Here is a 23861-nt window from a genome sequence, read left to right on the forward strand (position 1 = left end):
GGAAGTCCACGATAGGGCTGGCATATCCCAAGGCACAAATCCCCATGGGCAATCGTCTGCGGCCCGCGGGTTCCTACATGAGAGACTTTCGTACGCCTGACGGCACCCGAAACCCTTCCGAATGTCGGTCGTAGAGATCAGTTTTACAGCATCCTCAAAGCAGACGTTGCCGGCAAAGACGCTGAAGTTCGAGCATGTAAGCTTCCTGAACGGGCCTCCAGAACGAAGACGTAGATCAGATGGCGTCGTTCGCGATCCTTGCCCGTATGGATTCGGTCGCGGATGTGATGTGGTCGAGCAACGGATTGACGGCCCATACGCGTTCGTGCAGATTCGCCGCGTCCACCCGGCAGTGAATCGAAGCGAATGTGCCGATGCGCTGATGGTGAAGTTTCGCCAGCGCCGGATAGCCATAAGCTTCGGACATGGCGGCTATCGACAGGATTGACGCCACCTCCTCTGACAGAGCATCCGGATCCGAGGCCTTGCCCAGCAGCCACTTGTAGAGATCGGGATGAAGGTTGGTCATGACGCCGCAGAATCCGTCAAGCCCGGCTTTCATGGCAGCGAACGCCACAGCTGCATTGGCGTTGACGATCGTCAGCGGTGAGCCTGCGATCAGCGCCTTCCGGCGCTTCAACACATCGAGGTCGCAGGACACATCCTTGAGGACTACGAAGCGGCCGGTATCGGCGCAGAATTTCAATTCATCATCCGTCAGAAGGCGGCGATAGGGTGCCGGACACTCGTAGAGACCCAATACGGTATCGGCAGGCAGAGCGGCCAGAATGCGCTTGATCGAGTCCAGCGCTTTATCGTCCCCCGCATTCGACGGATCGAGGTGATTGGTGACGAGAATGAGGACATCGGCGCCGACGCGCGCCATGGCATTCAGTTCCTCGATCTGGGCGTCCATGTCGTCCGAGATATGGCCTGACACCAGCACCGGCACGCGACCGACCGTATGCTCGACTACGGCCTTGCCGACAGCGACCCGCTCCTCAAGGCTGAGGAATTGCATCTCGCTTGACTGACAGACGGCGAAAAGAGCGTCCGCGCCGTTGTCGAGGTACCAGTCGGTCAGCTTTCGCAGCCCTGCGAAGTCGACCTCTCCGCTGTCCAGGAACGGCGTGAGCATGACTGGTATGATTCCGTTGACGATCTTTGCCACCATGGTACCTCGAGTTGGATAATTATTCTGATCTTCATTATAATTGCAATCTAACATGTCAATCATCAAATTCTGAAATAGGCATTGATTTTCATTTGGGTATGTAAGCAGGATACAGCCAAGAGATTCTCTGACGGAAGCCCTGCGAGGAATGGGAAGGTCGATGCTGAACACGCTGAAACCCAGCGCAAAGGTCTATGAAAAGATCACCGATGCGATCGTTCGCCGGCGGCTCATTCCCGGCGCGTTCGTCACGCAGCGCGAACTCGTCGAAATCAGCGGAATGCCGCTCGGCTCGGTGCGCGAAGCCATTCCACGGCTGGAAGCAGACGGCATCTTCACCTCGACGCGCCAGCGCGGTTTGCAGATCGCCAGCGTCAGCCCGAGCTTCATCAGAAATGCCTACCAGCTGCGCGTCGCACTGGAGAAGGAAGCATTTTCTGTTCTGATCGAGCACACATCCGACGAAGCCATCGCTGAGATGCGCAAGCAGCATCAGGCGATCCTCGACGACCTCACCGACGAAGTCTCCGACGAATTGCTGGAGCGTGCGCAGCAGACCGATTGGGAACTGCACGACCGTGCGATCGATTTCCTCCAGAATGAAGTGATCTCGGAAGTCTATCGCGTCAACGCGATCAAGATCCGAATGGCGATCCAGCCGCAATTGCGCATTACCGCCACCAATCTGGTGCGCGTGATGAACGAGCATATGGCGATCATAGACGGCATGGCCAAGCGCGACGTCGCACAGACCATGGCAGCGCTTGAGCGCCACCTGCGCAACTCCAAGGCGCTGGCGCTCGGGCAGGATGTGGACGCGCGCCGATGAAACTGCGCGAACAGGCGTATGACGCATTCACCCGGCATCTGCTGGATCGCAGGCTGACGCCCGGCCAACTCCTGTCGCAGCGCGAACTCGCCGAAATGACGTCCATGTCGCTCGGGGCAATCCGGGAGATGATCCCACGGCTTGAAGCGGAAGGGCTGGTGACGACGATCGCCCAGCGAGGTCTTCAGGTCGCGGATATCGATCTGAAAATGATCCACGATTCCTTTGCGGTGCGCGAAGTCGTTGAAACCGCGGCGATGCGTGAGTTCGTAACTTCCGCGACGGATCGCACCATTGCAGCCTTCGAAGCGGAGATCGACGGTTTCAAGGAAGAGGCGCGCAAAGGCGTTACGCCGGAGTTGCTCGCCAAGGCCCAGAAGGCCGACTGGGGCTTTCACGACGTGCTGGTGAAAGCGATGGACAACCGCATCATGTGGGAAATCCATCGCGTCAACTCGATCCGTATCCGTATGGTGCTCGGTGCGCGCATCGGTCTGTCGGCGAACCGCCTGCCGATTGCCCTTGACGAACATCTGAAGATCATCCAGGCGATGCGCTGCCGCGATATTGAGGCCAGTGTGGCCGCGCTGCACGACCATCTGTCTAGCTCGCGCCAGCGCGCCCTGATGGCCGACTTCACAACCGAATGATTACCAACTGAGATCTTCGCGCGGCAGCCAGACGACGCTACCGTCCTCGATGCCGACTAGAATGTCGAGCGTGCCATCGCCCCTCCAATCGACCGCTTCGACGCCGATCTCATGCATGCCCGCCTGGATCGGTTCGCCCTTGTACTTCACCACGACCGGCTGGGCGAACCGCCCGTTGCCGACGTTGCGGAGCAGCACAATAGCAGCCTGACCGGTCGTGTGACGCGGCATGCCTGTCGGCCCCGGAGGGATCGACGCGCGGCCATGGGTGCCGACCAGCAGGTCGATCCTGTCGCTTCCCGTCCAGCGGCACGCATGCAACTTCATCCGGCCCATGCCGCCGCCGATATCCTCGGTGAAGCGGATTGGTTCGCCATTTTCCCAGCGCAGCACAGTCTTGTTGACGAGTTCGTTCGGCGAGGCGCGATCGTAGGAGGCAAGCACGCCTTCCTCGTCAAGCGTGACATAGCTGACGCGCCCTACGCCTTCCCAATCGGTAATCGTCGGGCGCACGCGCCAGACCGTTCTCAGCGGCTTGCCCTCGAATTGGAGCAGTTGCTCCTTCTCGAAGCGTGGTGGATAAGAGCCGGAGCCATCGTTGCGGAAGAAGCGATGGTAGCCGGTCACGTCGCTTGCGAGGATGTCTGGATTTCCGTCGCAATCCCAGTCGAACACAGCCGGGCAGGTGTAGCCGAAGCGGACTTCCGACGGACCCTGGATCGATCCCGGCGCACCAGCCGCGATGCGAATGCGCTCGCCGCCTGAAATCAACGGCACGTCCCGAGCGAACCGCGGCTCGGCCTGCGTGCCGACATTCTCAAAGAAGAGGATTTCGCCCTGAGACGTCCCGGTGACGAGGTCGAGACGCCCTTCGCCCTTGAAGTCGTAGACCGAGGGCATGGGCAGCACGCCGGCATGGATCTGCGGGCTTTCTGTCTCCAGCGCAACCGGCGGCGCGAAGACCGGCGCGCCATCGCGGATTTCGCTGGTGTTGGCGAGTAGCAGGACATAACCATCCTCGCCGCCGATCAGCAGGTCGAGCTTGCCCGAACCGCGCCAGTCCACCGCGCACGGGAAGTGGATACAGTGGTCGAGCAGCAGCGGCTTGCCGTCCGCGCCGCGCAGCAGATCTGCAGCGTCGAAACTGCCTTCGCCGCGATTGCGCGCATAATGCAGCACGTTGAGAAACTCTCCGGCGACAAGATCGACGCGGCCGATCCCATGAAAATCGCCGAAGGCCAGCGAAAGCTGCCCGTAGACTTCCATCGCGTTGTTGCCGGCGCTGATCGCCTTGCCGCGACCGAATTTCGGTTCAGCCGGCGTTCCCTCGTTCTTGAAGACGTAGGCAAAGCCGCGCAGCGGTCCGCCGAGCCAGCGGCCGGCGGCGTCGAAGGCACGATAGCCTTCCTCGTTCCATTCCAGGCCATGCGGGAAATAGTCTTGCCAGTAATCCGTGCCGACGATCAGTTCCGGCTTTCCGTCGCAGTCGATATCGGCGAAGCGGGCCATGTGCAGAACTTCGCCGCCCTTTACCCAATCAACGTCGAGCGCGATCTCCAGGCCCTCGGCGAAGCGGGGTTCGGTGCGCGTGCCGATGTTGCGATAGAAGAGCAGCGTCGGGCGCAACCGGGAGGTTGCGATCAGATGAAAGACATCGCCGTCGCGTACCGAGGTGACGTAGCCATGCACACCTTCGACGCGCTCTTCCTGCCCCAGGATCGGCGTGCCATCATCGCGGACGCCGATCTCCCGGCGCAGGAAAACACCACCATCATAGCAGGCGTCCCAGTTGGACATCAGCACGTCGCGGCCACCATCACCGTCCCAATCCAGAACATCGACGCAGGTGATCAGCCGGCTGCCGAGCCTAGCCCGCTTCACATCGGCCGAGAATTGAAGCGCACGATCCGCATAGGACGGCCCGGTCCAAATCGGCGTGACATCTTCCCAGCGCTTCTGGACGAGATGGGCTGGCTTGGACATTTGGTCAGTGCGCCTTTCCGAGGATACCGCTGGACAGGAAGAGCTCAGTGATCTCGTGCTCGATGCGCAGGAACTCCGGATGACGGCGACCGGCCAGTCCGCGTGGACGCGGAATATCCACGTCGATGATGCGGTCGATACGGCCCGGACGCGGCGACATCACGACGACGCGGTCAGCCAGCAGCACAGCCTCGTCGATGCTGTGCGTGACGAACAGCACGGTCATCTTGTCTTGCAGCCACAGCGTTTCGAGATCGACGCGGATCTGCTCGCGCGTAAGCGCGTCGAGCGCACCGAACGGTTCATCCATCAACAACAGGCGCGGGTCGTGAACGAGCGCACGGGCAATGCCGGCTCGCTGCTTCATGCCGCCGGAAAGCTGATACGGACGGCTGTTCGCGAAATCCGTCAGCCCGATCTGCGCCAGCAATTCCATGGCGCGGGCGCGGTACTTTTCCGGATTGATGCCGCGCATCTCCACCTGGAAAAGGACATTCTCCACAATGGTGCGCCAGTCAAGCAGCACCGGCTGCTGGAAGACGATGCCGAGCCCGGTGACAGGGCCGTTGATCGGTTTGTCGTTGAGCAGAAGTTCGCCGCTGGATGCGTCCATAAGGCCCGCGACGAGGCGGAGCAGCGTGGACTTGCCGCAGCCGGACGGGCCGACGATGGCAATGAACTCGCCATCCGCGATCTTCAGGTCGACGGGCGCAAGCGCCTGTGTGGTCCCGAAGGTCTTGGCGGCCTTATTGATATTAAGACGCATTGTTTCCTCCGCTGATGATCTTGCCGGGGTTCAGGAGGCCGGCTGGATCCAGTCCTTGTTTTAGCTGGCGCATGAGCGCGATTTCCGGCTCGCTGCGCGTATAGGAGAGATAGGGTTTCTTGACCGTGCCGATGCCGTGTTCGGCAGAGATCGTACCGCCGTACGCCCGCACGGCGGTGTAGACCGCTTCCTCGATCAGATGGCCGGGGAACTCGTCGTGCTTCGGTGCATGCGCGACAATGTGCAGGTTGCTATCGCCGATGTGGCCGTAGAAAACGGCGAAAGCGCCCGGCACGCGCGCTTCCAGTTCCTTGCGGCAGGTCTTCGCGAAATTGTCGGCCTGCGCGATCGGCAAACCGACGTCGAACGGCTTGTGAGCACCAAAGACCTTGGGGAATTCAGAGCATGCATCACGGATCGCCCAGAATGACTTCACGTCGGCAAGCGAACGCGAGACCACCGCATCGGCAACGACACCATTCTCGGCCTGCTCCTCCAGCCAGGCTTGGAAGCGCTCATTGTCCAGTGCATCATCCGCGCCCTGCGCCTCGACCAGCACGTAAGCAGCATGATCGCCCGGTAGCGGATCGCTGAACCCGCCAACGCGGTCCATCACTGTCGACCAGTAATCCGGCCACATGACCTCGAAGGCCGACATCATCGGCCCGAGGCCCTGGCGCGCTCCGTTCAGGAGGTCGACAACACCCTGGAAGCTCGACACCGCGCAGAGCGCAGCCGAGACGGAGCGCGGCTTTGGCAGCATGCGCAGGACGGCGCGTGTGATAATGCCGAGGGTGCCTTCCGCGCCGATGAAGAGTTGCTTCAGATCGTAGCCGGCGTTGTTCTTGATCATCTTGTTGAGGTTGGTGACGATCGTGCCATCTGGCAGCACGACCTCGATGCCCAGCACCATCTCGCGCGACATGCCATAGCGGATGACGCGGTTGCCGCCGGCATTTGTGGAAAGGTTGCCGCCGATGGTGCAGGATCCGCGCGCACCGAGATCGAGCGCGAGGAAGAAGCCAGCGTCAGACACGGCCTCCTGGATCGTCTGAAGGATCGTACCGGCCTTGACGGTAATGGTCGCAGCAGCGGGATCGATCTCGTCGATACCGGCGAGGCGCTCCAGCGAGATCGCCACCGAGTCGGCGGTCGCGACCGCGCCGCCGCACAGGCCGGTCATGCCGCCCTGCGGTACCACGGCGACACCATGCTCAGCGCAAATGCGCATCGCGGCAGAGACGCCTTCAACCGTATCCGGGCGCACCAGCGCGAGAGGGGCCTGTGGCGCGACACCGCTCCAGTCACGGAGATTTCGCGCGGGAATGTCCGCGCCGGTCAGACATGCCATCGCGCCGACTGCGGCGCGCAGTTCATCCACAAAGGAGGTTTTGACTATCTCGGACGGCAATGACGACATTTTGCGGTGCTCATTGGTGTGGCGATTGCTCTTTTCAGGGTCTTTCTCTCGCTATCGGAGCGAACCGTCAATAGTTGCGCAGATTATTATTTGACTATTGACATGTTAGTCGTTAGCGAAAGTGTCGCGACGGGTTTTTAGAGGGCGAGGAGAGGACATGGCTGGCTGGAGGTCGCTGCAATCGGCAGCAGGTATCATCGGTTTCCTCCTATTCTGGGAACTGATGGTTCGTGGTTTCGCGGTGCCGGAATACATCATGCCAGCGCCGAGCGTCATCGTTACCAGTGGCCTGCGTCACTGGAACACGCTGCTATGGGCCGCGATCTACACCTCGCAGGCCATGGTCCTTGGCTTTTTCGTCGCCGTCGTTGCGGGCCTCGTCATCGCGATCGCCATTGCCTTCAGCGCCACCGGCCGCGCACTTCTCTATCCCCTTCTGGTCGTGCTGCAGATCGTTCCGAAGATCGCCGTCGCGCCGCTTTTCATCATCTGGTTCGGCTTCGGCATGCTGCCCAAGGTCCTGCTTGTCTGGCTGATGTCCTTCTTCCCCGTTGTCGTCGCCGCCATGACAGCTTTCAGTTCGATAGAGCCGGAAGTCATGGAACTGGCGCGCTCTACCGGCGCCGGGCGCCTGCGAACGTTTCGCATGGTTCAGTTACCGCAGGCGCTGCCTGCGCTGTTTGGCGGCATCAAAGTTGCAGCGGTGCTGGCCTCTACGGCTGCGATCGTCGCCGAGTTCGTCGCGTCGGACCGCGGTCTTGGCTATCTGCTCATGAGCTACAATGGCGATCTCAACACCACCATGAGCTTCGCCGCGATCATCGTGCTTTCGATCATGGGCCTCGCGCTCTACGGCGTCGTCGAGCTCATCGAACGCATGTCCATTCCTTGGCACGTGTCGCGTCGACGCGCCCAGGGCGACGTTCCCACCATCTAAACATCACACCGGAGGAAACCTTGATGTTGAAGACACTTACCGCAGCCGCTGTCGGGCTTCTCGCCCTTACCGGCATCGCGTCCGCGGACGACGTCGTGTCCCTGCGCCTGAACTACACGATCTACGGCTTCCATACGCCGATCTACTATGGCGTCGAGAAGGGCATCTACAAGAAGCACGGCATCGACCTGACGATCGGCGAAGGCAAGGGATCGGCCAGCACCGTGCAGATCGTCGGCGCCGGCGGCGACACCTTTGGCATCTCGGACTCGTCGTCGATTATCAATGGCGTGCTCAAAGGTGCACCGGTCCGCGCCGTCATGTCGCTGACCAACCACAGCCCGTACACAATCGCCGTCCGCAAGGACGCGAACATCACGAGCTTCAAGGATCTGGCCGGCAAGACGATCGCCGCCAACACCGGCGAAGCGCCCCTTGCCCTGCTGCCGGCCGTGCTGGAATCACAGGGCATGGCGCCCGACGCGATCAACATCTTGCGTCTCGACCCGGCCGCCAAGATGGTCGCGGTTCTGCAGAAACAGGCCGTCGGCATGCTCGCCGGCCTCGACAACCAGTCGCTGCTGCTGCCGCGCAAGGGTGCCGAAGTCGTCGACTTTCCATATGCCGAACTCGGCGTCAACACGATCGGCCTGACGATCCAGACCAACCAGAAGACCATCGATGAGAACCCGGACCTCGTGAAGCGCTTCGTCGAGGCGACGCAGGAGAGCTTCGCCGCCGCCAAGGATGACGAAGACGGCGCGATCGCTGCCGGCGTGAAGATGAAGCCGGATCTCGACGTCGATCTGGCCAAGGCGCAGCTCGAGGCAGGCTACAAGTTGGTCGAAAGCCCCCACAGCAAGGGCAAGCCGCTCGGCGTCATGGTCGCACAGGACTGGGAAGACACCCTTGCCCTCCTGAAGAAGTATCAGAACCTGGAGACGGACAAGCAGGCTTCGGATTTCTGGACCGATCAGTTCGCGAAGTAAGTGCCTCCCAAGCACTCTCAGCGTCGGCCGATAGGCCGACGCTTTCTATTATCGATCAACGGAAGAGAAACATGAGCAATTTACTCGCCGGCCAGACAGCACTCGTCATCGGTGGTTCGAGCGGCCTCGGCTACCACATCGCTGCAGGCTTCGCCCGCGAAGGTGCTGAGGTCACGATCGCTGCGCGCACCGTCTCCAAGGTTGAGGAAGCGACTGCCGCGCTCAAGGCGATCAACCCAGCCAGCAAGGGCATTTCGGTCGATGTGGCAAACCGCGCTGAGTTCGACGCGTTCCTCGCCGATTGCGGCACGCCGGATCAACTGGTCTGTGCGCAGGGTATCCAGCGCCTGCGTCCGGCCGAGGAATTCACCTGCGAGCTCTATGACGAGATCATGGAAGTCAACATGCGCAGTGTGTTCTTCTCATGCACCGTGATCGGCAAGCGCATGCTGGAACGCGGCTCTGGATCGATCATCAACATCGCATCCATGGCCGCCCATCTCGGCTTCACCCGCGCCGCTGTATACACGGCCAGCAAACATGGCGTCGCCGGTGTTACCAAGACACTCGCGGCAGAATGGGGAGTCCGCGGCGTCCGGGTCAACGCGATCTCGCCGGGCTATTTCATGACGCCGCTGGCGGAGAGCAATATGAGCCCGCTCCGCAAGCAGCAGGCACTCGACCGTACGCCGATGGACCGCTTCGGCAAGCTCGAAGAAATCTGCAGCGCAGCGCTGTTCCTCGCTTCGCCCGCATCGACCTTCATTAACGGCACGATCGTGAATGTTGACGGCGGATATCTGCATGCCGGCATCAAATGAGATCAGCGATCTATCGTGAGTGTGCGCTTCAGGTGATTGCTACGCAGACTTTGACGTCACGATGGCACGCAAAACCGCTATTGCTATCATCCGAACAATGGCCGCTTTATTCCGTAATTTAACTGCCAATGGCCAAGATGGAGTAGAAAGCGGTCGCGCTGAGCGCTTCAAGACCAACGGCAGCTATCCCACCGTCGTTGCCTGAAAGCTGCCTGTCCGGAATCTGCCCCTCAACCGTCTACCGGCGTTTTCTCCGGGGGCCAATGATGGCCGAATGAGAAAAGAAATGGACGCTCGTGCTACGATCTCACCGCCTCTGATCGCCGGACATGGAATGCGCAGGCGGCTCGCCGCCGCACGTCCGTTCCCCTGATCCTGCATCTCGACCACGGCGCGAACTACGAGACGGTCAAGATGTGCATCGAGGCGGGATTCGACTCCGTCATGATCGATGCGTCGAGCGCATCCTACGACGAAAATGTCGAACTCGTCCGCAAGGTGGTTGCCTTGGCGCGGCGCCACGGCGTCGGCGTCGAAGCCCAGATTGGGGAGACTCTTGCGGAGGAGGGTGACGAGGTCATCGAACGCAAGACGACGGTCGAGGAAGCAGTCGCCTTTATCAAGGACGCTGGTGTCGACTACCTGGCCGTTTCTATCGGCAACACATCAGGCGTTCTCGGCAACGGAGCGCCGATCGACGTGCCGCTGGTCCAGGCACTGTCGGCGGCTCTGAAGATGCCGCTCGTTCTTCACAGCGGCACCAGCGTGCCGGCCGAAACCGTGTCCGCCGTTGTCAAGGCAGGCATTGCGAAGATCAATATCGACGCCGCGGTCAAGGGCGGATTCCGCGAAGCGCTGATTAAAGCCTACAGCGTTGCCGACCCGGTGGTCGACACGCGCGAGCCGCTCGCCGAGTCCCCGCAAGCTTGCCGAAAAGGCGGTCGACCGCCGAATTCGCATGTTCGGCGCGACGACCGCGCGGAGTGAAGATGGATATGCCCACCGTGGCGACTTCCAACGTCATCTTGCTGGTCGGCTTGCCAAGCGTCGGCAAGACGACGTTGGCCAACGAGTTGGCCGCGCGCCTTGGCGGACAGATATTGAGCCGGGATTTGATACGCGATGCGATTTTTCCCGACGTCTATCTCGACTATTCACCTGAGCAGAACCAGGTTGGCACCGACACCCTGCTCGAGGTGCTTCGTTATCTGTTGAGCCGGCATCATCCACCTTGCCTGATCATCGACGGCAAGCCCTTCTCGCGCTCTCAAGAGGTCCGCAGCATCCTGACCCTGGCAGTGGACCATGATGCGCGCGTGCACGTCGTGCATTGCGACGCGCCTCTCGACATCATCCGGCAGCGTTTGGCCGCCGGACTGTCGGACGCTGTCAATATGCGTGCGCAACGCACGCCGCAAAAAGCGGAACGGATCCACGGAGAGTTCGAGCCGCTCGACGTGCCACACCTGAAAGTCGACATGACGCTGTCGCTGGAAACAGTTGTCGGCATGATCATCGACTATGTCGGGCGGCACGCGAAAGCTCCGGTGTCACCTTGACACCTGACGACAGTATTTGAAGGGGTGATAAAACAACGAGCGGCGACTCGGCGGGTACCCTATTGACCGCCCAACCTATTCGCGCCGTTGCCGCCTGCTCTTGCTGGGCAAGGGCAGGGCCGGCAAAGCCAAGTGTCATCTCGAATGGGATGATGTCGGAGCCTATGGCGAGGGCCCGATAGCAGTGCTCGGAGGGCGATCAGGACCTGGAGCGCTCGCCAACCATAGAGTGAAACCGTCAGGTCGTGGCCCTCTTGATAGCGGCACACTCTGATCAGACGGTTGCCGGAAGACGCTGCTGGGAAGGTCAACAACTACCTCGTTGCTGTCTCCCGATTTGCCTTGGTCGCCCGTTTCAGCCATCAGAAGCTGACGCCTACGATCTTTACGCCGATACGATCGGCGAGTTCGAGCAACTCGGAATAGACGTCAGAGTTGCCGGTCAAATCGAGCGACGCGCCGGACTGCACCAACATGTTTGCCGGAATTCGATCGCCAAATAGCATCACCGCGAAAGCCCGGTCGTCCTGCCGAGAAATCCAACAAAGGCCCTGGATATCTGGGCATTGTGCGTGAATAGCTTCTGCCCAGGAGCGTGTTGCAGGGTATCGGTCCTTCTCAGTGTCAATGATCTGGCTGCGCTTGATGCCGAGTTTCCTCAGCGCGGTGACGCTCAAATCAGCTAGGACCAAATCCCTCTGTGGCACCACCTGCGAATAGACTTGATCGGCAAGTTTCACCTTATCGTAAGTCTTCAGACCTGCGGCGAATGGCACATCATGGAAGACGGTTTCCATGGCCGCACAGTCAAAGGTCGTACCGCCGTACAGAGTTGGGATACTTGCCTCATTTGCACGCTTTATCGGGCTGAATCGGGCGTTGCCTTTAGAGCCTGGATTGAATTCCGCGCCGGCGTAGAGATTCAAATGAATACGATGGATAATTTGACCCGCTGGCCATATCGCTCGCGTGATGTTGTCTTGCAAATGGTCTGATGGGACGGGAACTGGAGTTGTCAGGGGTCCCCGTCCAATCTTTGATTTAGCCATGGAGTGCGCCTACCAACTCATCCTCGGCCGCCGCAAGAACGCGCTCGGGTTGCGCAGCGAGCACATCTTGCGGACGCTTGCCTCCAAGGAAGCTATTGACGGATGCAAACCAATAGGCGAGCCCCCAGTCATCCTTCTTCCCGTGTAAGACGCTCAGAATTTTAGCGAGTGGTTTCATCGGCCGATATCCGGCGGCGGAATCCAGAGCGTAGCCGGGAAAATAGTCTACACCCCGATGCCGAACGGCAAAGATTTGGCCTTCTTTCTTCCACTTGTTTGGCTGTGCACTTGGGTTGCTTGTGCTGAACCCAGCCATTTTAGCGATTTGGGGAGCGGTTAGCCAATCACCGCTTTCCAGCACGGCCTTTCTCGCCTCGGCCGCCATCCGCGCCTCGACAAGCATATGCTGCGGGGGCGGCACCTGAGGGACCAGGGCCTCAATTATCAAGTTGATTGCCTCACGCTGGCGACGCATCAGGATGGTTCGGACCAGCGGCGCAATGCTGACGACAGTGTCGGCTAGAGCCCGAACTGCGGGTTCACTCCCATGCTCGAACGTTAGTGCGATGACCTGTTCCGCTGTCAGCCGATCAAGTTGATCGCCAACCTGCTTAGGCGTTCCGGTGAGTGCGCCAAATCCCGATAGTTCGATGGTGTCATTGGAAAGTGCCATGATATCCAACTCCGTTAGGTTGGTGAGGATGATTACATATATAGCATGATAACCGATCTCATCAAGAGCTGTTCGACTTGAACTCTGAGCTGCCGCTTCATCCGGCGGGAGGATGGCATCATACGGCATAGTCACGCTGTCGTGCTGGGACGGGTTCGGGCGATTGTCGTCAATGGCGAGGCTCCCGTGCTGATCTACCGCGTTGGAGGCTACGGCTTCGTGCCGGTTATGTGATCCGCATTGGCCTCGAGGGCGGCGTGCCGCCCGGGAGGCTGGCCTGTTCCTTGCTCAGTTGGGCGATAGCGTTCCACAATTGACTGCGGCGAGCGATGGCGTGTTGCGGCAAGATTAATTCGCCGACTACTGAATATTCGAAGACTATTTCCAACCTTCATTCATTGCGAGCAATACAAAAGCTTTTCGCCCGTGCCACCTTATTCGATCATACCATTGTGACTTAATCTGAAACGTTGGAGTGGGATAAATGGCAGTCGATCTGGTTTCGGTGGCGGTTCAGCTTATTGGCGGCGCCGTTGGTGGGTTTGGGACTGGCAAGGCAGTGAAAACGACCGATCTGGGCGATGCCGTGAATACGATTGTCGGCGTTGTTGGCGGGCTTGGCGGTGGTCAAATCCTGGCAGCTGTTGTTCCTGCCCTGTCCGCAGCGGCGGCGGATGGCGGGATTACTGTCGGGCCGCTTGTCGGGCAGCTCGTCGGCGGTGGTGTCGGTGGCGTCATTCTTCAGGCGATAGTCGGCCTGATCAAGAACAGGCTGCTTGCCAAGCAGGCAGGATGATGCTGGAAAGGACACTCGCTTCGGGCTGTAAGCCGGGCGCGCTGTGATCCGTGATCGGCAAGGGGCAAACTCTTGTACTTGTCGGAGCGAGGCACACATTCGCCAGATCGGCTCGGCTCGCCAAGCACAAGTCTTCACAAACGCGCGTCGCGTCGAAACGCATTCGAGCGGCGCGCTTTGAGTCTCTGGTTTTATCCTAAAGCCGCCGGATACTTTTGGCGACATATCTTGAAGTGCCGCCGCTGCTTTGCGCCTCGGAAGAGGCAGGATCCGCTCGCCAGGCTTGGAGCTTAGCCGCATTTCAACGATACGCCGCGCCGCATATCAAGGTGGTTTTTTTGGTCGGGCTTGGTGTTTTCCGGCTAACGACGACGATTGTAGACTGGGGCTGGCTCTTCGAAAATGCCGAGAGTGAATGATGCATAAACTAAGCCGCGCTGCCCTTTTCGAGCTTGTATGGTCCAAGCCGATGACGGAAATCGCTCGCGAACTCAATGTGCGCGATCAGCACGTCGCCGTGGCTTGCGATCTCTTTGACGTTGCCCGACCGCGCGCCGGGTACTGGCAAAAGGTTGGATACGGCAACCGGTTGAAAAGGCTGTCCTCAGCACTGAAGCCTTTCCCGCCGAAGAGATTGTTTCCGTAGGGGTTTGAAAGGAGTGCGGCGTCCTTGCCACTGTCCAATCCTTTCTCCGTTAAAGCCGGAGCATCCCTACCCGACTCCCGGGAGATCGTGAGCACGCGGTAGAGGGGGCAAGCTTATGAGAGCGGCGCACGATTTTCCCCAGCGGGCATATTTTTTAGAACGAATGGACCGCGCCAAGCGGGGTGTTCCATTGCATAAATTACTAAATCAATGGGCATCGACATAGGTCACTATGAACTTTCGGATTTTTTTGGAAAGCACGGGTTTGCATTTCCCGCGAGGCGCTGGCGGGGACAGCGCGAATGGCAATGGCCGTCCGATGCGGAGGTCGATGCGTTGATCATTCAAGGCACACATGGGCACCACCATGGGTTTCGACGTAAAGCTGGTGTGGCTGCCCTGCTATCGGATACCGGCCACGCCGGCTGCGGAGCACAACGCGTGACCAGACAATCCCGCAATCAAAGCCAGCCAATCCCAATTCCTGACGCGGCGTCGCTAACAAGGCGAGAACAAAGATGACGGCAGTGGATGCCCCTACGTCGCTGAGTTACTTGCGCACCGCTGTGGCAAGGGAAGAAGACCTCCTGGAGCGCTTTCAGCCGATCTTCGACCGTATCGCCGAAGGCAATGTCGAGCGCGAGCGCAATCGCACCTTTCCTTTCGAGCAGGTGCAGTGGCTCAAGGATGCCGATTTCGCGCTGGTGCGTGTGCCCCGGGAGTTTGGCGGGTGGGGGGCCTCGCTCGAGCAGACGTTCTACCTCCTGGCTTTGCTTGCGGAAGCCGACGCGAATGTCGCTCACGTATGGCGCAATCACCTGGCCTTCATCGAAGACCGCCTCAACGCGCGGCCGTCGCCAGTCAACGACCGCTGGTTCCAGCGCTTCCGTGATCGCGAGTTCGTCGGTGGGGGCTGGACGGAAGCCAACAATGGCACCTACGCCACCATCAAGACGACCGTGGCACGTGAGAACGATCACTACAAAGTCACCGGCGCGAAGTTCTATGCTACCGGCAGCCTCTATGCCGACTGGCTCGACGTGATTGGCAAGGACGAGGATGGCTCGCTCATCACCACCTTGGTGAGCCGCCACCAGCCAGGCGTCGTGCTCGCCGACGACTGGCCGGGCTTTGGCCAGCGCACCACGGCAAGCGGCAGCGCCACCTACCGGGATGCCATCGCGCGTGAGGGTGACGTCTTCCCGGCGAACGAACGCGTAATTTACCAAGGCCACTTCTACCAAACGGCATTGTTGGCCGTGCTCACTGGTATTACTCGCGCGATCTTGCGCGACGGCATCACGGCGCTCAAGTCGCGCGGGCGCAACTATCCGCAAGGTCTCAACCCCGTACCTGCGCTTGACCCGCAACTGCTGCAGGTGATCGGCGAGATATCGGTGCGGGTCTTCTCGGCGGAGGCAGCACTGCGCCTCGCCGCAAACTCGCTCGACCTTATTGCCGCCGCCCACGCGGTCGGCGACGTCGCTCTGCGCGACAAGCGCGCCTTGGCCGGAGAAGTGGCTGTATCGCAGGCGCAACTCACGATCATCGACGGTGTCCTGTACGCGGCCACCCATGTCTTCGACGCTCTCGGCGCTTCGGCGACCTCCGAGGAAACCGCGCTCGATCGTCATTGGCGTAATGCACGTACGCTCGCGTCGCATAACCCCGTCGCCTACAAGGCACGCATCCTGGGCGACTATCTGGTCAATGACACTCCGCCCCAGTCGAGCATCGCCCGGCTCGGCCGCGGTGGCCAAGGCAACTGAGGAGAGGGCGCGATGACAGCTCCCTACCTCGCGCTTGGGCTGGCCGGACCGCACCTTGTGGAACTCACCGCAAGCCGCGCGCTGCTGTCCCGGTGGGACACATTGCCGGCTGCCTTCAGCGTGCTGGGAATCGACCGCGTCGATGGCAGCGCGCCGGCACCGGTCACGCTTGCGAGCAGCGCGGTCGGCGCGACCTTGGCGGGCATCACGAAATACGGTCGTTTCCTGATCGCTGTGACTCCGCAGCGCGACCATCCCTATAACATCGCGCGTCGCGTCGCCTCCCTTGCCCACCTGTCCGGTGGTCGCAGCGGCGTGCTGATCGGGGTGCGCGATGCCTATGCGCCCGATGGTCCGAAGGAAGCGCCGGCTTGGGGCGGTGCGGGGCTTGGTGGCGGTGCGTCGCTCAACGCGCAGACGGCCTACGACGCGGCCCGCGCGGTGCGCGCCCTTGAGCAGAGCTGGCCACACGACTCCATCATCGGCAACCGGGATACCGGTATCCTGGTGGAGTCCAACCGCATCGTGCACGTCGATATCGACAACAGCTTCTCGATCGCGGGGCCGTTGAACGCGCCCGAGCCTGCGACGGGGGCGTCGGTGATCGCGTGGTACGCCGCAACCGCAGTGGACATCCCGCCAGTGGGTGATGATGACCCGATCGAGCTTGTCCTCGGTGCCGCAGGGTCGGTGCCGGTGGTGGCGCTCGGCAAGGAGCCGCCCGCAGGTAAGATCGCGGGCGTCGTCCTGCGCGCGGGCCTTGAGCAGTCGGTGGGTGATCTACTCGACACTGCCGAGCGGTGGCTTGCGGATGGCTTCGCTCCTGTCGCCGTTGGCGGGTCCCTGCGTGCCGCGCTCAACCTGTCCGCACCGGCGCCGCTGCCGTCCACGGCGCGCGCCGCCTTCCCGTCGCCGAAGCCGCACGTCTCTCTATAGGCGACAACGGAGCATCACTGATGACGAACAGGCGATCCGGGCACGTGCTCCTCGGCATCAACGTGTTGGTGCTGGGCTATCTCCCGGCGGCATGGAAGACACCGCTGCTGAAGAAGGATTCCTTCATCGACCCGGATTACTGGGCGACCCTTGGCAAAACCGCCGAGCGCGGCACCCTCGACGCCCTCTTTCTGGCTGATGGCCCGCTGCTGGGTGACCCGGCCTATGATGCCAATCCGATCCGCCTTGAACCCACGGTGAACTGGGGGCAGGTCGCCACGGCGACCTCGCGCGTGGGCTTGGTCGCCACCGCCTCGTCGACCTTCAATGACCCCTTCGAACTTGCCGAGCGCTTGCTCTCGTTGGACCATCAGACGGGCGGCCGTGCCGCGTGGAATGTGGTCACCACTCGTGGCGTCCCTGCGGCGCGCAACTTCGGGATGCCCGAGATCCCCTTTCGCGACGACCGCTATGAACGTGCGAGCGAGTTCGTCGATGTCGTGCGGGCGCTATGGGAGTCGGCAGCCACGAGTCTCGACGTGCATCACCATGGTGAGTTCTTCGATGTCGACGGCCGTTTGCGCGTGCCGCCGTCGAAACAAGGTCACCCGGTCATCTTTCAGGCGGGTGGTTCGCCGCAGGGTCGCGCACTGGCGGGACGCGTCGCTGAAGGCGTGTTCGCGGCCGAACTCACCAAAAATCAAGCCATCGAGCATTATCGCCTGGTCAAAGGTTTCGCACGCGACAATGGCCGCTCGCCCGACGACATCAAGATCCTCCCGGGCTTGTTGCTGAGCCTGGGTAGTACCGAGGAAGAGGCACGTCGCCGAAGCGATGAAATCCATGACGCAGGCCCACCATCATATTCGACCGCCTGGCTATCGCAAGCGATCGGCTACGACGCTTCGACACTCGAACTCGATGAGCCGTTTCCTGAGGATGTCCTTGGCCCTATCAAGGACATCCAGACTTTCCTGGGCAGCATAGGTTTCCGCGAATCGATCGTTGCACAGATCCGCAAAACCAACCCCACCGTTCGCGAATATCTCAAGCAGACGCGATACACAGGATCGGGTCATGCCGGATTTGTCGGCACTCCCGAGCAACTCGCTAATCACATCGAGGATTGGTTCCACGCCGGAGCCATCGACGGCTTCAATTTGCAGCCCGATCGGTTGATCGATGGGCTCGCAGTGATCGTCGACGAACTCGTGCCTATTCTGCGCAAGCGCGGCCTGTACCGCTACGAGTACGAGACAGAGACGCTGCGCGAGCATTTCCAGACTGCCTCGCCGACACCTCCGTTCTAGGCAGCGTCGCCTTGACTTGTGTGCCTTGAGCGTAGGTTACGAGTGTCCCACACAATTCAGTCGCGAGGGCCGCGATTGACTTGGAATCGTCAGGGGCGTGCGCATCAAGATAGCCCCTTAAGTCTACAAGTTAGTGCGAGCCGACAACCGCACTCGATGTATCGTTGCAGACGCAAGTGCTTTCTATTTTCCGCAGTCTGTCGCGTGCGGGGCATGCCGTCCTGCTGATCACGCACGATCTTTCGGTTGTCGCTCAAATCGCGGATCGAATCGCGGTCATGCAGAACGGTCGGATCGTTGAGATGGGGGTCGCTCACGAAATCCTGCCTACCCCGCGCCACTGTACCAAACGCCTGCTTGGCGCTGTTCCGTCGGTGAAGACATGGGGACAGTGGCTGGTTTCGTCGCCGGGAGAGGAGTATCCGCCCCTTGAACATACGGTGGTCGACCGGAGCAGAAAGCCGGTCATCGAGGTCCGCAACGTATCGCCCGCCTTTACTTGCCCGGACGGCACTCGGCATGAGGCGGTCAAGGACGTTTCATTCGACCTTTTTCCCGGTGAGACGCGGGGCGTTGTGGGCGAATCGGGGTCGGGCAAGACGACCCTCGGAAAGCTACTGCTGGCGGTCCTTAGACCCGAAAAAGGGGAAATCCTGCTCGACGGCGAGCGTTGAAGCACGCTGCGAGAGAAGGTGCGCCGCTCTCGTCGGCGCACTATTCAGACGACCATGCAGGATCCATTCGGTTCATTCGATCCACGCTTCGACGTGGCCCGTATCGTTGACGGGCCTCTCCGGGTATGGACAGTGCTTGATCGTTTGGCCCGGAGCCGCCGGGTTGCCTCCCTGCTGGAAACGGTTGGACTGGATCCCAATCTGATGCCGCGGCGTGGCTCTGAACTGTCTGGAGGAGAGCGCCAAAGAGTGGCAATCGCACAAGTCTTGGCCTCGGGGCCTGCCGTCCCGATCTGAGACGAACCGGTCTCCGCGCGCGACATGACGACACAAGCACAGATCCTCGACCTGCTTTCCGATCTTCGGCGCCATTTGCAACTGGCCATGATTTTCATCTCGCATGATCTCCGTGTCGTGCAGCACCTGTGCCACAATTTCCTCGTCATGAAGGACGGTCAGATCGTCGAAAGCGCCAAAGTTCAGGATCTGTTTGAATCGCCAAAGGCGGTCTATACCTGATAGCTGTTGGCGGCGTTGCGGGACTCCCGGAGGATGGCAATGGCTGAACGTCGTACGGCCACGTCGTCCTGCTTTACGCACCTTTCCACCGACTCACTTCGAGAATAGTTTACCGAACCGCGGGCGGCTGGCCAAAGCTCTGCCCGCTGAAAACTCTTCCCTTGTCTTCCGGGAGACCTTCGCGGAAAAATTATTCCGACATCACAACTCCCGCAGCAGTCCATTCCTTTCGTCCGGCGGCAATGTCTATGAAATTATGGCCATAAGCAGCGGGCGGGCAGCCCGAGATATTCGAGGTTCCCGCTATGGCCCATTCGACCGTCATTGGCTTTTCCGGCAATTTCACGCGGCCGTCGAAGACGCGCGGCTTTGTCGATCACTTGGCGAAAGAGATCGCCCGCCGACATGGTTTGGCAGCCAGTACCTATGACATCGTCGATCTGGGCCCTAGCCTGGGAAGCGCAATATCGCTGCACGACCTGGATGCGCGGGCGAAAGCGGTTCTCCAGCGGATCGTCACGGCCGATGTCCTCGTCGTCGGCTCACCCACCTACAAGGGCAGTTATACGGGTTTGTTCAAGCATTTCTTTGACCTGGTCGATCCGACAGCGCTCAGGGGCAAGCCGGTGGTTCTGCTCGCCACTGGCGGTGGCGAGCGGCACGCGCTAATCATCGAGCATCAGCTGCGACCGCTCTTCGGTTTCTTCGAAGCGCTCACTTTGCCGACAGCAGTCTATGCATCGGAAAAGGATTTCGTCGAAGGCATACTGGCGTCGCAGCCGATCCAAGCCCGCGTCGAACAAGCCCTCCATGAGGTCGGCATCGCACTTGGCAACCGCCTGCATGCCAAGGTCGCGGCGGAATAGATGGAGCCGAACGCTTGTCTTGAACCGCGTGGGAAGTCCGGAATTCACAGTTCCGGGATTTGGGCCATCGATAATCTGGCCAAGCCATTCGAATTAGATCGAAGGGAATGGACGTAAACTCGTTGTTCTTGTTATGTTCATAGTGCCGGATCAACGCGGAGCATGCTGTGGCTCAACCACGGATTATTCTTGCAGACACCATCACGGCGGAGATGGAAGAGGCGATCGGCGGTGGATTGAACGCGTGGCGCAAGACCCTTCGACGGATGGAATCATCGGTGGGCGCTTGGCCGTTCGTCCCTCGGTCTTCTTTTTCTCGATCTATTCTACATTGCTCCAAATCATGGACACGCCGGTATCGGCACGACGATCCCGCGTGCCTTCGAAGAGGAAGGTCGACGGTGCGGATGCATAGCTGCCGTGCTGTATACGGTCAGTTTCCAAGCTCCGGCCTTCTACGAGCGTCACGGATGGCACCGCTTCGGCGAGTCGCCTGCCTGCCTTCAGGGACCAGTCGGACTTTTCTGTCCAAACAACTCCAGGTTGCTCAAGTCTGATTTCGGCCTCCCGCGGCCATTTCTAATTGGATTCGACCGTTGGAGACGATCTGAAGCCGCAGCGTGCCGAAGGCCTATCCGGAACTTTCGTCAATGCCTGCCGATGAGCGATGGACGCCTTGAACAGATCGACTTGGCGGGAAAGTGACCGGCACCGCAAGAACGACGGCAGACATGGCCGTCCGCAAGGGTTTGTCACGAACGCAGTCTTTTTTGGGAAAAATCCCCACGCCTTCCACCCAAAACAATACTAAATCTATAGATAAAGAATTTTCATTGTCTGCGTATCGAATGAGCAAACCCCCCATCATCCTCAACGGCTTCACGATGGATGCCGTCTCGCACGTCGCCTACGGGCTGTGGCGCCATGCCGCCGACCAGGCTTATCGACACACCGAGCTCGACTACTGGATCGAACTCGCCAAAGCGCTGGAGGAGGGCGGCTTCGACTGCCTGTTCATCGCCGATGCGCTGGGCCTTCTGGACGTCTATGGCGGTGGCTATGATGCCTCGCTCGCAAAGGGCGTCCAGTCCCCCGTGGCCGATCCGCTGCTTTTGGTCAGCGCGCTCGCCGGTGCGACAAGCCGGCTGGGTTTTGGCGTCACCGTTTCGACGACCTATGAAAAGCCCTATCTGCTCGCCCGCAAGTTCACCACCCTCGATCATCTGAGCAAGGGGCGGATCGCCTGGAACGTCGTCACCTCGCAACTCGACAGTGCTGCCCGCAATCTCGGCCTCGCCAAGCAGGTCGCGCATGACGAGCGCTATGAGATCGCCGACGAGTTCATGGAGGTCGCCTATAAACTCTGGCAGGGCTCCTGGGAAGACGGTGCCCTTGTGCGCGACCGTGGTAGTGCGGCCAATCCGGACGGTCTCTACACCGATCCGGCAAAGGTCCATCCGATCGGCCATTCCGGACGCTATTTCGATGTTCCAGGTCCGCATCTCTCGGAGCCCAGCCCGCAGCGGGTGCCGGTGTTGTTCCAGGCCGGCGGCTCGCCGCGTGGCCAGCGCTTTGCCGCCCGTCACGCTGAAGTGGTCTTCATCGCCGGCGCCGACATCGATGGCATCAGGCGCAATGTCGCCGAGGTGAAGCGGCTTGCCCGCGATGAAGGCAGGGCGCCCGGCAGCATCAAGTTCATCTCCGCGGTCTCGGTGATCACGGACGAGACCGACGCGGCCGCCGCCGCCAAGCTCGCCGACTACAGGGCGCACTACGACGTCGAGGGCGCGCTGGTGCATTACTCGGCAACGACAGGCATCGACTTTTCAAGGCACGACCTCGACCAGCCCATCCGTTATATCGAAACCGACTCCAACCGCTCCCTGTTGCGCATGTTCGACGACCCGGCCTCGGATCGCCAGTGGACGTTGCGCCAGGCCTTTTCGCCGGAGGGCGGCTTCGGGCGCGGCAAATCCTTCGTCGGCGGGCCGAAGACGGTCGCCGACGAACTCGAGCAATGGCTCGAAGCGACCGATACCGACGGCATCAACCTGACGCATGTGGTCAGTCCGGGCAGTTTCATCGATTTCTCCGCGCATGTTGTTCCCGAACTGCGCCGGCGCGGGCGCATCCGCGAAGATGCTGGCTCCTCGCTGCGCTCCCGGCTCTTCGGCCATGACAGCCGCCCACCCGCCGATCATGCCGCGGCGCGACACGCCTTCTCTCAAATCGGCCAACCGGAGGCCTTGGCATCGTGACCGTCCACGCCACCGTTCAGCGCGAGCAGCACAGCGATTTCCAGGGTTGGGCCGAGAAGGCCGAGGAGGTGGTGCGCGAGCTCAAGCGAACCGCCGTCGCCCGCGATCTGGCCGGGGCAGCGCCCCATGCCGAGATCGACCTCCTGCGTTTGGCCGGTTTGCTGACGATCTACATTCCGAAGCGATTTGGCGGCGGCGGCGCTACGCCGGCCGAAGTGCTCAAGATCATCCGCATTCTGGCCAAGGGCGATACATCGATCGCCCAGATCACGATCTACCACCTGTTCGGCACGGCCATCGGCCTCGATAGCGGCAACAAGGCGTTGATCGAAAGGCGTTTGGACGGTTTCCTCAACAAGGGCTGGTTCCATGCCGGCATTGCACAGGCCGCCTATGAGCCGCTGATCGAGGCGAGGCAGGTGGATGGCGGGTTCGTGCTCAATGGCGCCAAGCCCTTCACCAGCGGCGCTGAAGTGGCCGACACGCTGCAGGTCTGGGTGCGCCTTGCGCCGGGCACGCGCATTGCCGGCCGTGATGCCGGCGACCATATCGGCCAATTCATCGTCGCCAATCCTTCGTCCGGCCTGAGCTTCGGCAATGACTGGGACAATATCGGCCAGCGGCTCACCGTCAGTGGCAGCGCTGCGCTCCAAAATGTCGCCGCGTCCGCAGACGATCTGGTCGGGCATTGGCCTGAGGACACCGTCCACCCGCCTGCAGTCACGCTGCACGTGCCGATCGTCCATGCTGCCTTTGGCGAACTCTATCTCGGCACGGCATTTGCCGCCCTGGAAGATGCCAGGGATTACATCACCCAGCGTGGCAGGCCGTGGCTGTCTTCGCCGGCGAAGAAGGCCTCGGAGGATGCGCTGGTCATCGAGCGCTTCGGCCGGCTTTCGATCGCACTGGCTTCCTCCGAGGCGCTCGCCGATGCCGCCGGCGAAGCCGTGCAGCGCGCCTTCGAGCGCGGCAAGGATCTCACCGCCGAGGAACGCGGCAAGGCCGCTGCGATCGCCTATCAGTCGAAGGTGCATGCCACCGAAGTCGCCCTGGAAGTGACGTCGCGGATCTTCGAGCTGACCGGCGCCCGCGCCACCGCCCGCTCGTTCGGTTTCGACCGCTACTGGCGCAACGTGCGCACGCACAGCCTGCACGACCCCGTCCACTACAAGGTGCTGGAAGTCGGCGACCTTGCCCTCAACGGCCGCGTGCCGCCGCCAACCTACTATTCGTGAGC

The 23861-nt window shown here is 60.9% G+C and carries 21 protein-coding genes and 3 pseudogenes; 18 read left to right on the forward strand and 6 right to left on the reverse strand.

Annotated features, from left to right (window positions below):
* Positions 1-235 precede the first annotated feature (235 nt).
* Positions 236-1174: a dihydrodipicolinate synthase family protein gene (locus AC07UC_RS34565; protein ID WP_494909483.1), complete on the reverse strand. Its 939-nt coding sequence runs from the start codon at positions 1172-1174 to the stop codon at positions 236-238.
* Positions 1175-1334: 160 nt separating this feature from the next.
* Between AC07UC_RS34565 and AC07UC_RS34570 the strand changes: the two genes are divergently transcribed.
* Together AC07UC_RS34570 and AC07UC_RS34575 are read left to right on the forward strand one after the other, a co-directional pair.
* Positions 1335-2003 carry a GntR family transcriptional regulator gene (locus AC07UC_RS34570; RefSeq protein WP_494909223.1) on the forward strand — a complete coding sequence of 223 codons (669 nt, stop codon included), beginning with the start codon at positions 1335-1337 and terminating at the stop codon, positions 2001-2003.
* Positions 2000-2653: a GntR family transcriptional regulator gene (locus AC07UC_RS34575; RefSeq protein WP_494909224.1), complete on the forward strand. Its 654-nt coding sequence runs from the start codon at positions 2000-2002 to the stop codon at positions 2651-2653. The genes AC07UC_RS34570 and AC07UC_RS34575 overlap by 4 nt, the downstream gene beginning before the upstream one ends.
* Here AC07UC_RS34575 and AC07UC_RS34580 read toward each other — a convergent pair whose 3' ends face one another.
* From AC07UC_RS34580 to AC07UC_RS34590, 3 genes are read right to left on the reverse strand one after another with little or no spacing between them, the layout of a single operon-like run.
* Positions 2654-4636 carry a hypothetical protein gene (locus AC07UC_RS34580; protein WP_494909225.1) on the reverse strand — a complete coding sequence of 661 codons (1983 nt, stop codon included), beginning with the start codon at positions 4634-4636 and terminating at the stop codon, positions 2654-2656.
* Between the two features lie 4 nt (positions 4637-4640).
* Positions 4641-5402, reverse strand: coding sequence for an ABC transporter ATP-binding protein (locus AC07UC_RS34585; protein ID WP_494909226.1), 762 nt, complete (start codon positions 5400-5402; stop codon positions 4641-4643).
* Positions 5392-6822, reverse strand: a complete 1431-nt coding sequence (locus AC07UC_RS34590; RefSeq protein ID WP_494909227.1) for an FAD-binding oxidoreductase — start codon at positions 6820-6822, stop codon at positions 5392-5394. The genes AC07UC_RS34585 and AC07UC_RS34590 overlap by 11 nt, the downstream gene beginning before the upstream one ends.
* Before the next feature lie 157 nt (positions 6823-6979).
* Here AC07UC_RS34590 and AC07UC_RS34595 point away from each other — a divergent pair, with 157 nt between their 5' ends.
* From AC07UC_RS34595 to AC07UC_RS34620, 6 genes and pseudogenes are all read left to right on the forward strand, one after another.
* A complete protein-coding gene (locus AC07UC_RS34595; protein ID WP_494909228.1) occupies positions 6980-7759 on the forward strand; it encodes an ABC transporter permease in 780 nt (259 codons plus the stop codon).
* Positions 7760-7782: 23 nt separating this feature from the next.
* Positions 7783-8748 (forward strand): ABC transporter substrate-binding protein, encoded by a 966-nt coding sequence (locus AC07UC_RS34600; RefSeq protein ID WP_494909229.1) that lies wholly within the window; start codon positions 7783-7785, stop codon positions 8746-8748.
* Positions 8749-8819: 71 nt separating this feature from the next.
* Entirely contained in the window at positions 8820-9569 is a 750-nt protein-coding gene (locus AC07UC_RS34605; protein ID WP_494909230.1) for an SDR family NAD(P)-dependent oxidoreductase, read from the forward strand.
* A gap of 61 nt (positions 9570-9630) precedes the next feature.
* Complete coding sequence (locus AC07UC_RS34610) at positions 9631-9774, forward strand: hypothetical protein (RefSeq protein ID WP_494909231.1); 144 nt, start codon at positions 9631-9633, stop codon at positions 9772-9774.
* A gap of 146 nt (positions 9775-9920) precedes the next feature.
* Positions 9921-10556, forward strand: a pseudogene (locus AC07UC_RS34615) (class II fructose-bisphosphate aldolase); the annotation flags it as partial.
* A 2-nt stretch (positions 10557-10558) separates the two neighbouring features.
* Positions 10559-11128, forward strand: a complete 570-nt coding sequence (locus tag AC07UC_RS34620) for a P-loop nucleotide/nucleoside kinase family protein (RefSeq protein WP_494909232.1) — start codon at positions 10559-10561, stop codon at positions 11126-11128.
* 362 nt (positions 11129-11490) lie between these two features.
* On the opposite strand, the gene AC07UC_RS34625 is transcribed toward AC07UC_RS34620, so the two are convergent.
* Both AC07UC_RS34625 and AC07UC_RS34630 read right to left on the reverse strand, forming a co-directional pair.
* Positions 11491-12177 (reverse strand): RES family NAD+ phosphorylase, encoded by a 687-nt coding sequence (locus AC07UC_RS34625; RefSeq protein ID WP_494909233.1) that lies wholly within the window; start codon positions 12175-12177, stop codon positions 11491-11493.
* Positions 12170-12979, reverse strand: a complete 810-nt coding sequence (locus tag AC07UC_RS34630) for a hypothetical protein (protein WP_494909234.1) — start codon at positions 12977-12979, stop codon at positions 12170-12172. The genes AC07UC_RS34625 and AC07UC_RS34630 overlap by 8 nt, the downstream gene beginning before the upstream one ends.
* Before the next feature lie 355 nt (positions 12980-13334).
* Here AC07UC_RS34630 and AC07UC_RS34635 point away from each other — a divergent pair, with 355 nt between their 5' ends.
* From AC07UC_RS34635 to AC07UC_RS34680, 10 genes and pseudogenes are all read left to right on the forward strand, one after another.
* Positions 13335-13646 carry a hypothetical protein gene (locus AC07UC_RS34635; RefSeq protein ID WP_494909235.1) on the forward strand — a complete coding sequence of 104 codons (312 nt, stop codon included), beginning with the start codon at positions 13335-13337 and terminating at the stop codon, positions 13644-13646.
* Between the two features lie 1164 nt (positions 13647-14810).
* Complete coding sequence (locus tag AC07UC_RS34640) at positions 14811-16061, forward strand: acyl-CoA dehydrogenase family protein (protein ID WP_494909236.1); 1251 nt, start codon at positions 14811-14813, stop codon at positions 16059-16061.
* A gap of 12 nt (positions 16062-16073) precedes the next feature.
* On the forward strand, positions 16074-16997 hold the full coding sequence (locus AC07UC_RS34645) for a hypothetical protein (RefSeq protein ID WP_494909237.1): 924 nt from the start codon (positions 16074-16076) through the stop codon (positions 16995-16997).
* 20 nt (positions 16998-17017) lie between these two features.
* A complete protein-coding gene (locus AC07UC_RS34650) occupies positions 17018-18307 on the forward strand; it encodes an LLM class flavin-dependent oxidoreductase (RefSeq protein ID WP_494909238.1) in 1290 nt (429 codons plus the stop codon).
* A gap of 302 nt (positions 18308-18609) precedes the next feature.
* Positions 18610-19278 (forward strand): annotated as a pseudogene (locus AC07UC_RS34655) (ATP-binding cassette domain-containing protein).
* Positions 19279-19302: 24 nt separating this feature from the next.
* Positions 19303-19500, forward strand: coding sequence for a hypothetical protein (locus AC07UC_RS34660; RefSeq protein ID WP_494909239.1), 198 nt, complete (start codon positions 19303-19305; stop codon positions 19498-19500).
* Positions 19501-19805: 305 nt separating this feature from the next.
* Positions 19806-20366 (forward strand): FMN reductase, encoded by a 561-nt coding sequence (gene msuE / locus AC07UC_RS34665; RefSeq protein ID WP_494909240.1) that lies wholly within the window; start codon positions 19806-19808, stop codon positions 20364-20366.
* 321 nt (positions 20367-20687) lie between these two features.
* Positions 20688-21071, forward strand: a pseudogene (locus AC07UC_RS34670) (N-acetyltransferase); the annotation flags it as partial.
* Between the two features lie 143 nt (positions 21072-21214).
* The gene (locus AC07UC_RS34675; protein ID WP_494909241.1) at positions 21215-22624 is read left to right on the forward strand and encodes an LLM class flavin-dependent oxidoreductase; all 1410 of its coding nucleotides are present in this window, start codon (positions 21215-21217) and stop codon (positions 22622-22624) included.
* On the forward strand, positions 22621-23859 hold the full coding sequence (locus AC07UC_RS34680) for an acyl-CoA dehydrogenase family protein (RefSeq protein WP_494909242.1): 1239 nt from the start codon (positions 22621-22623) through the stop codon (positions 23857-23859). Before AC07UC_RS34675 ends, AC07UC_RS34680 begins: the two co-directional genes overlap by 4 nt.
* The last annotated feature ends 2 nt before the right edge of the window (positions 23860-23861 follow it).

The organism is Mesorhizobium sp. GW821-FHT04C10 (genome assembly GCF_059420305.1).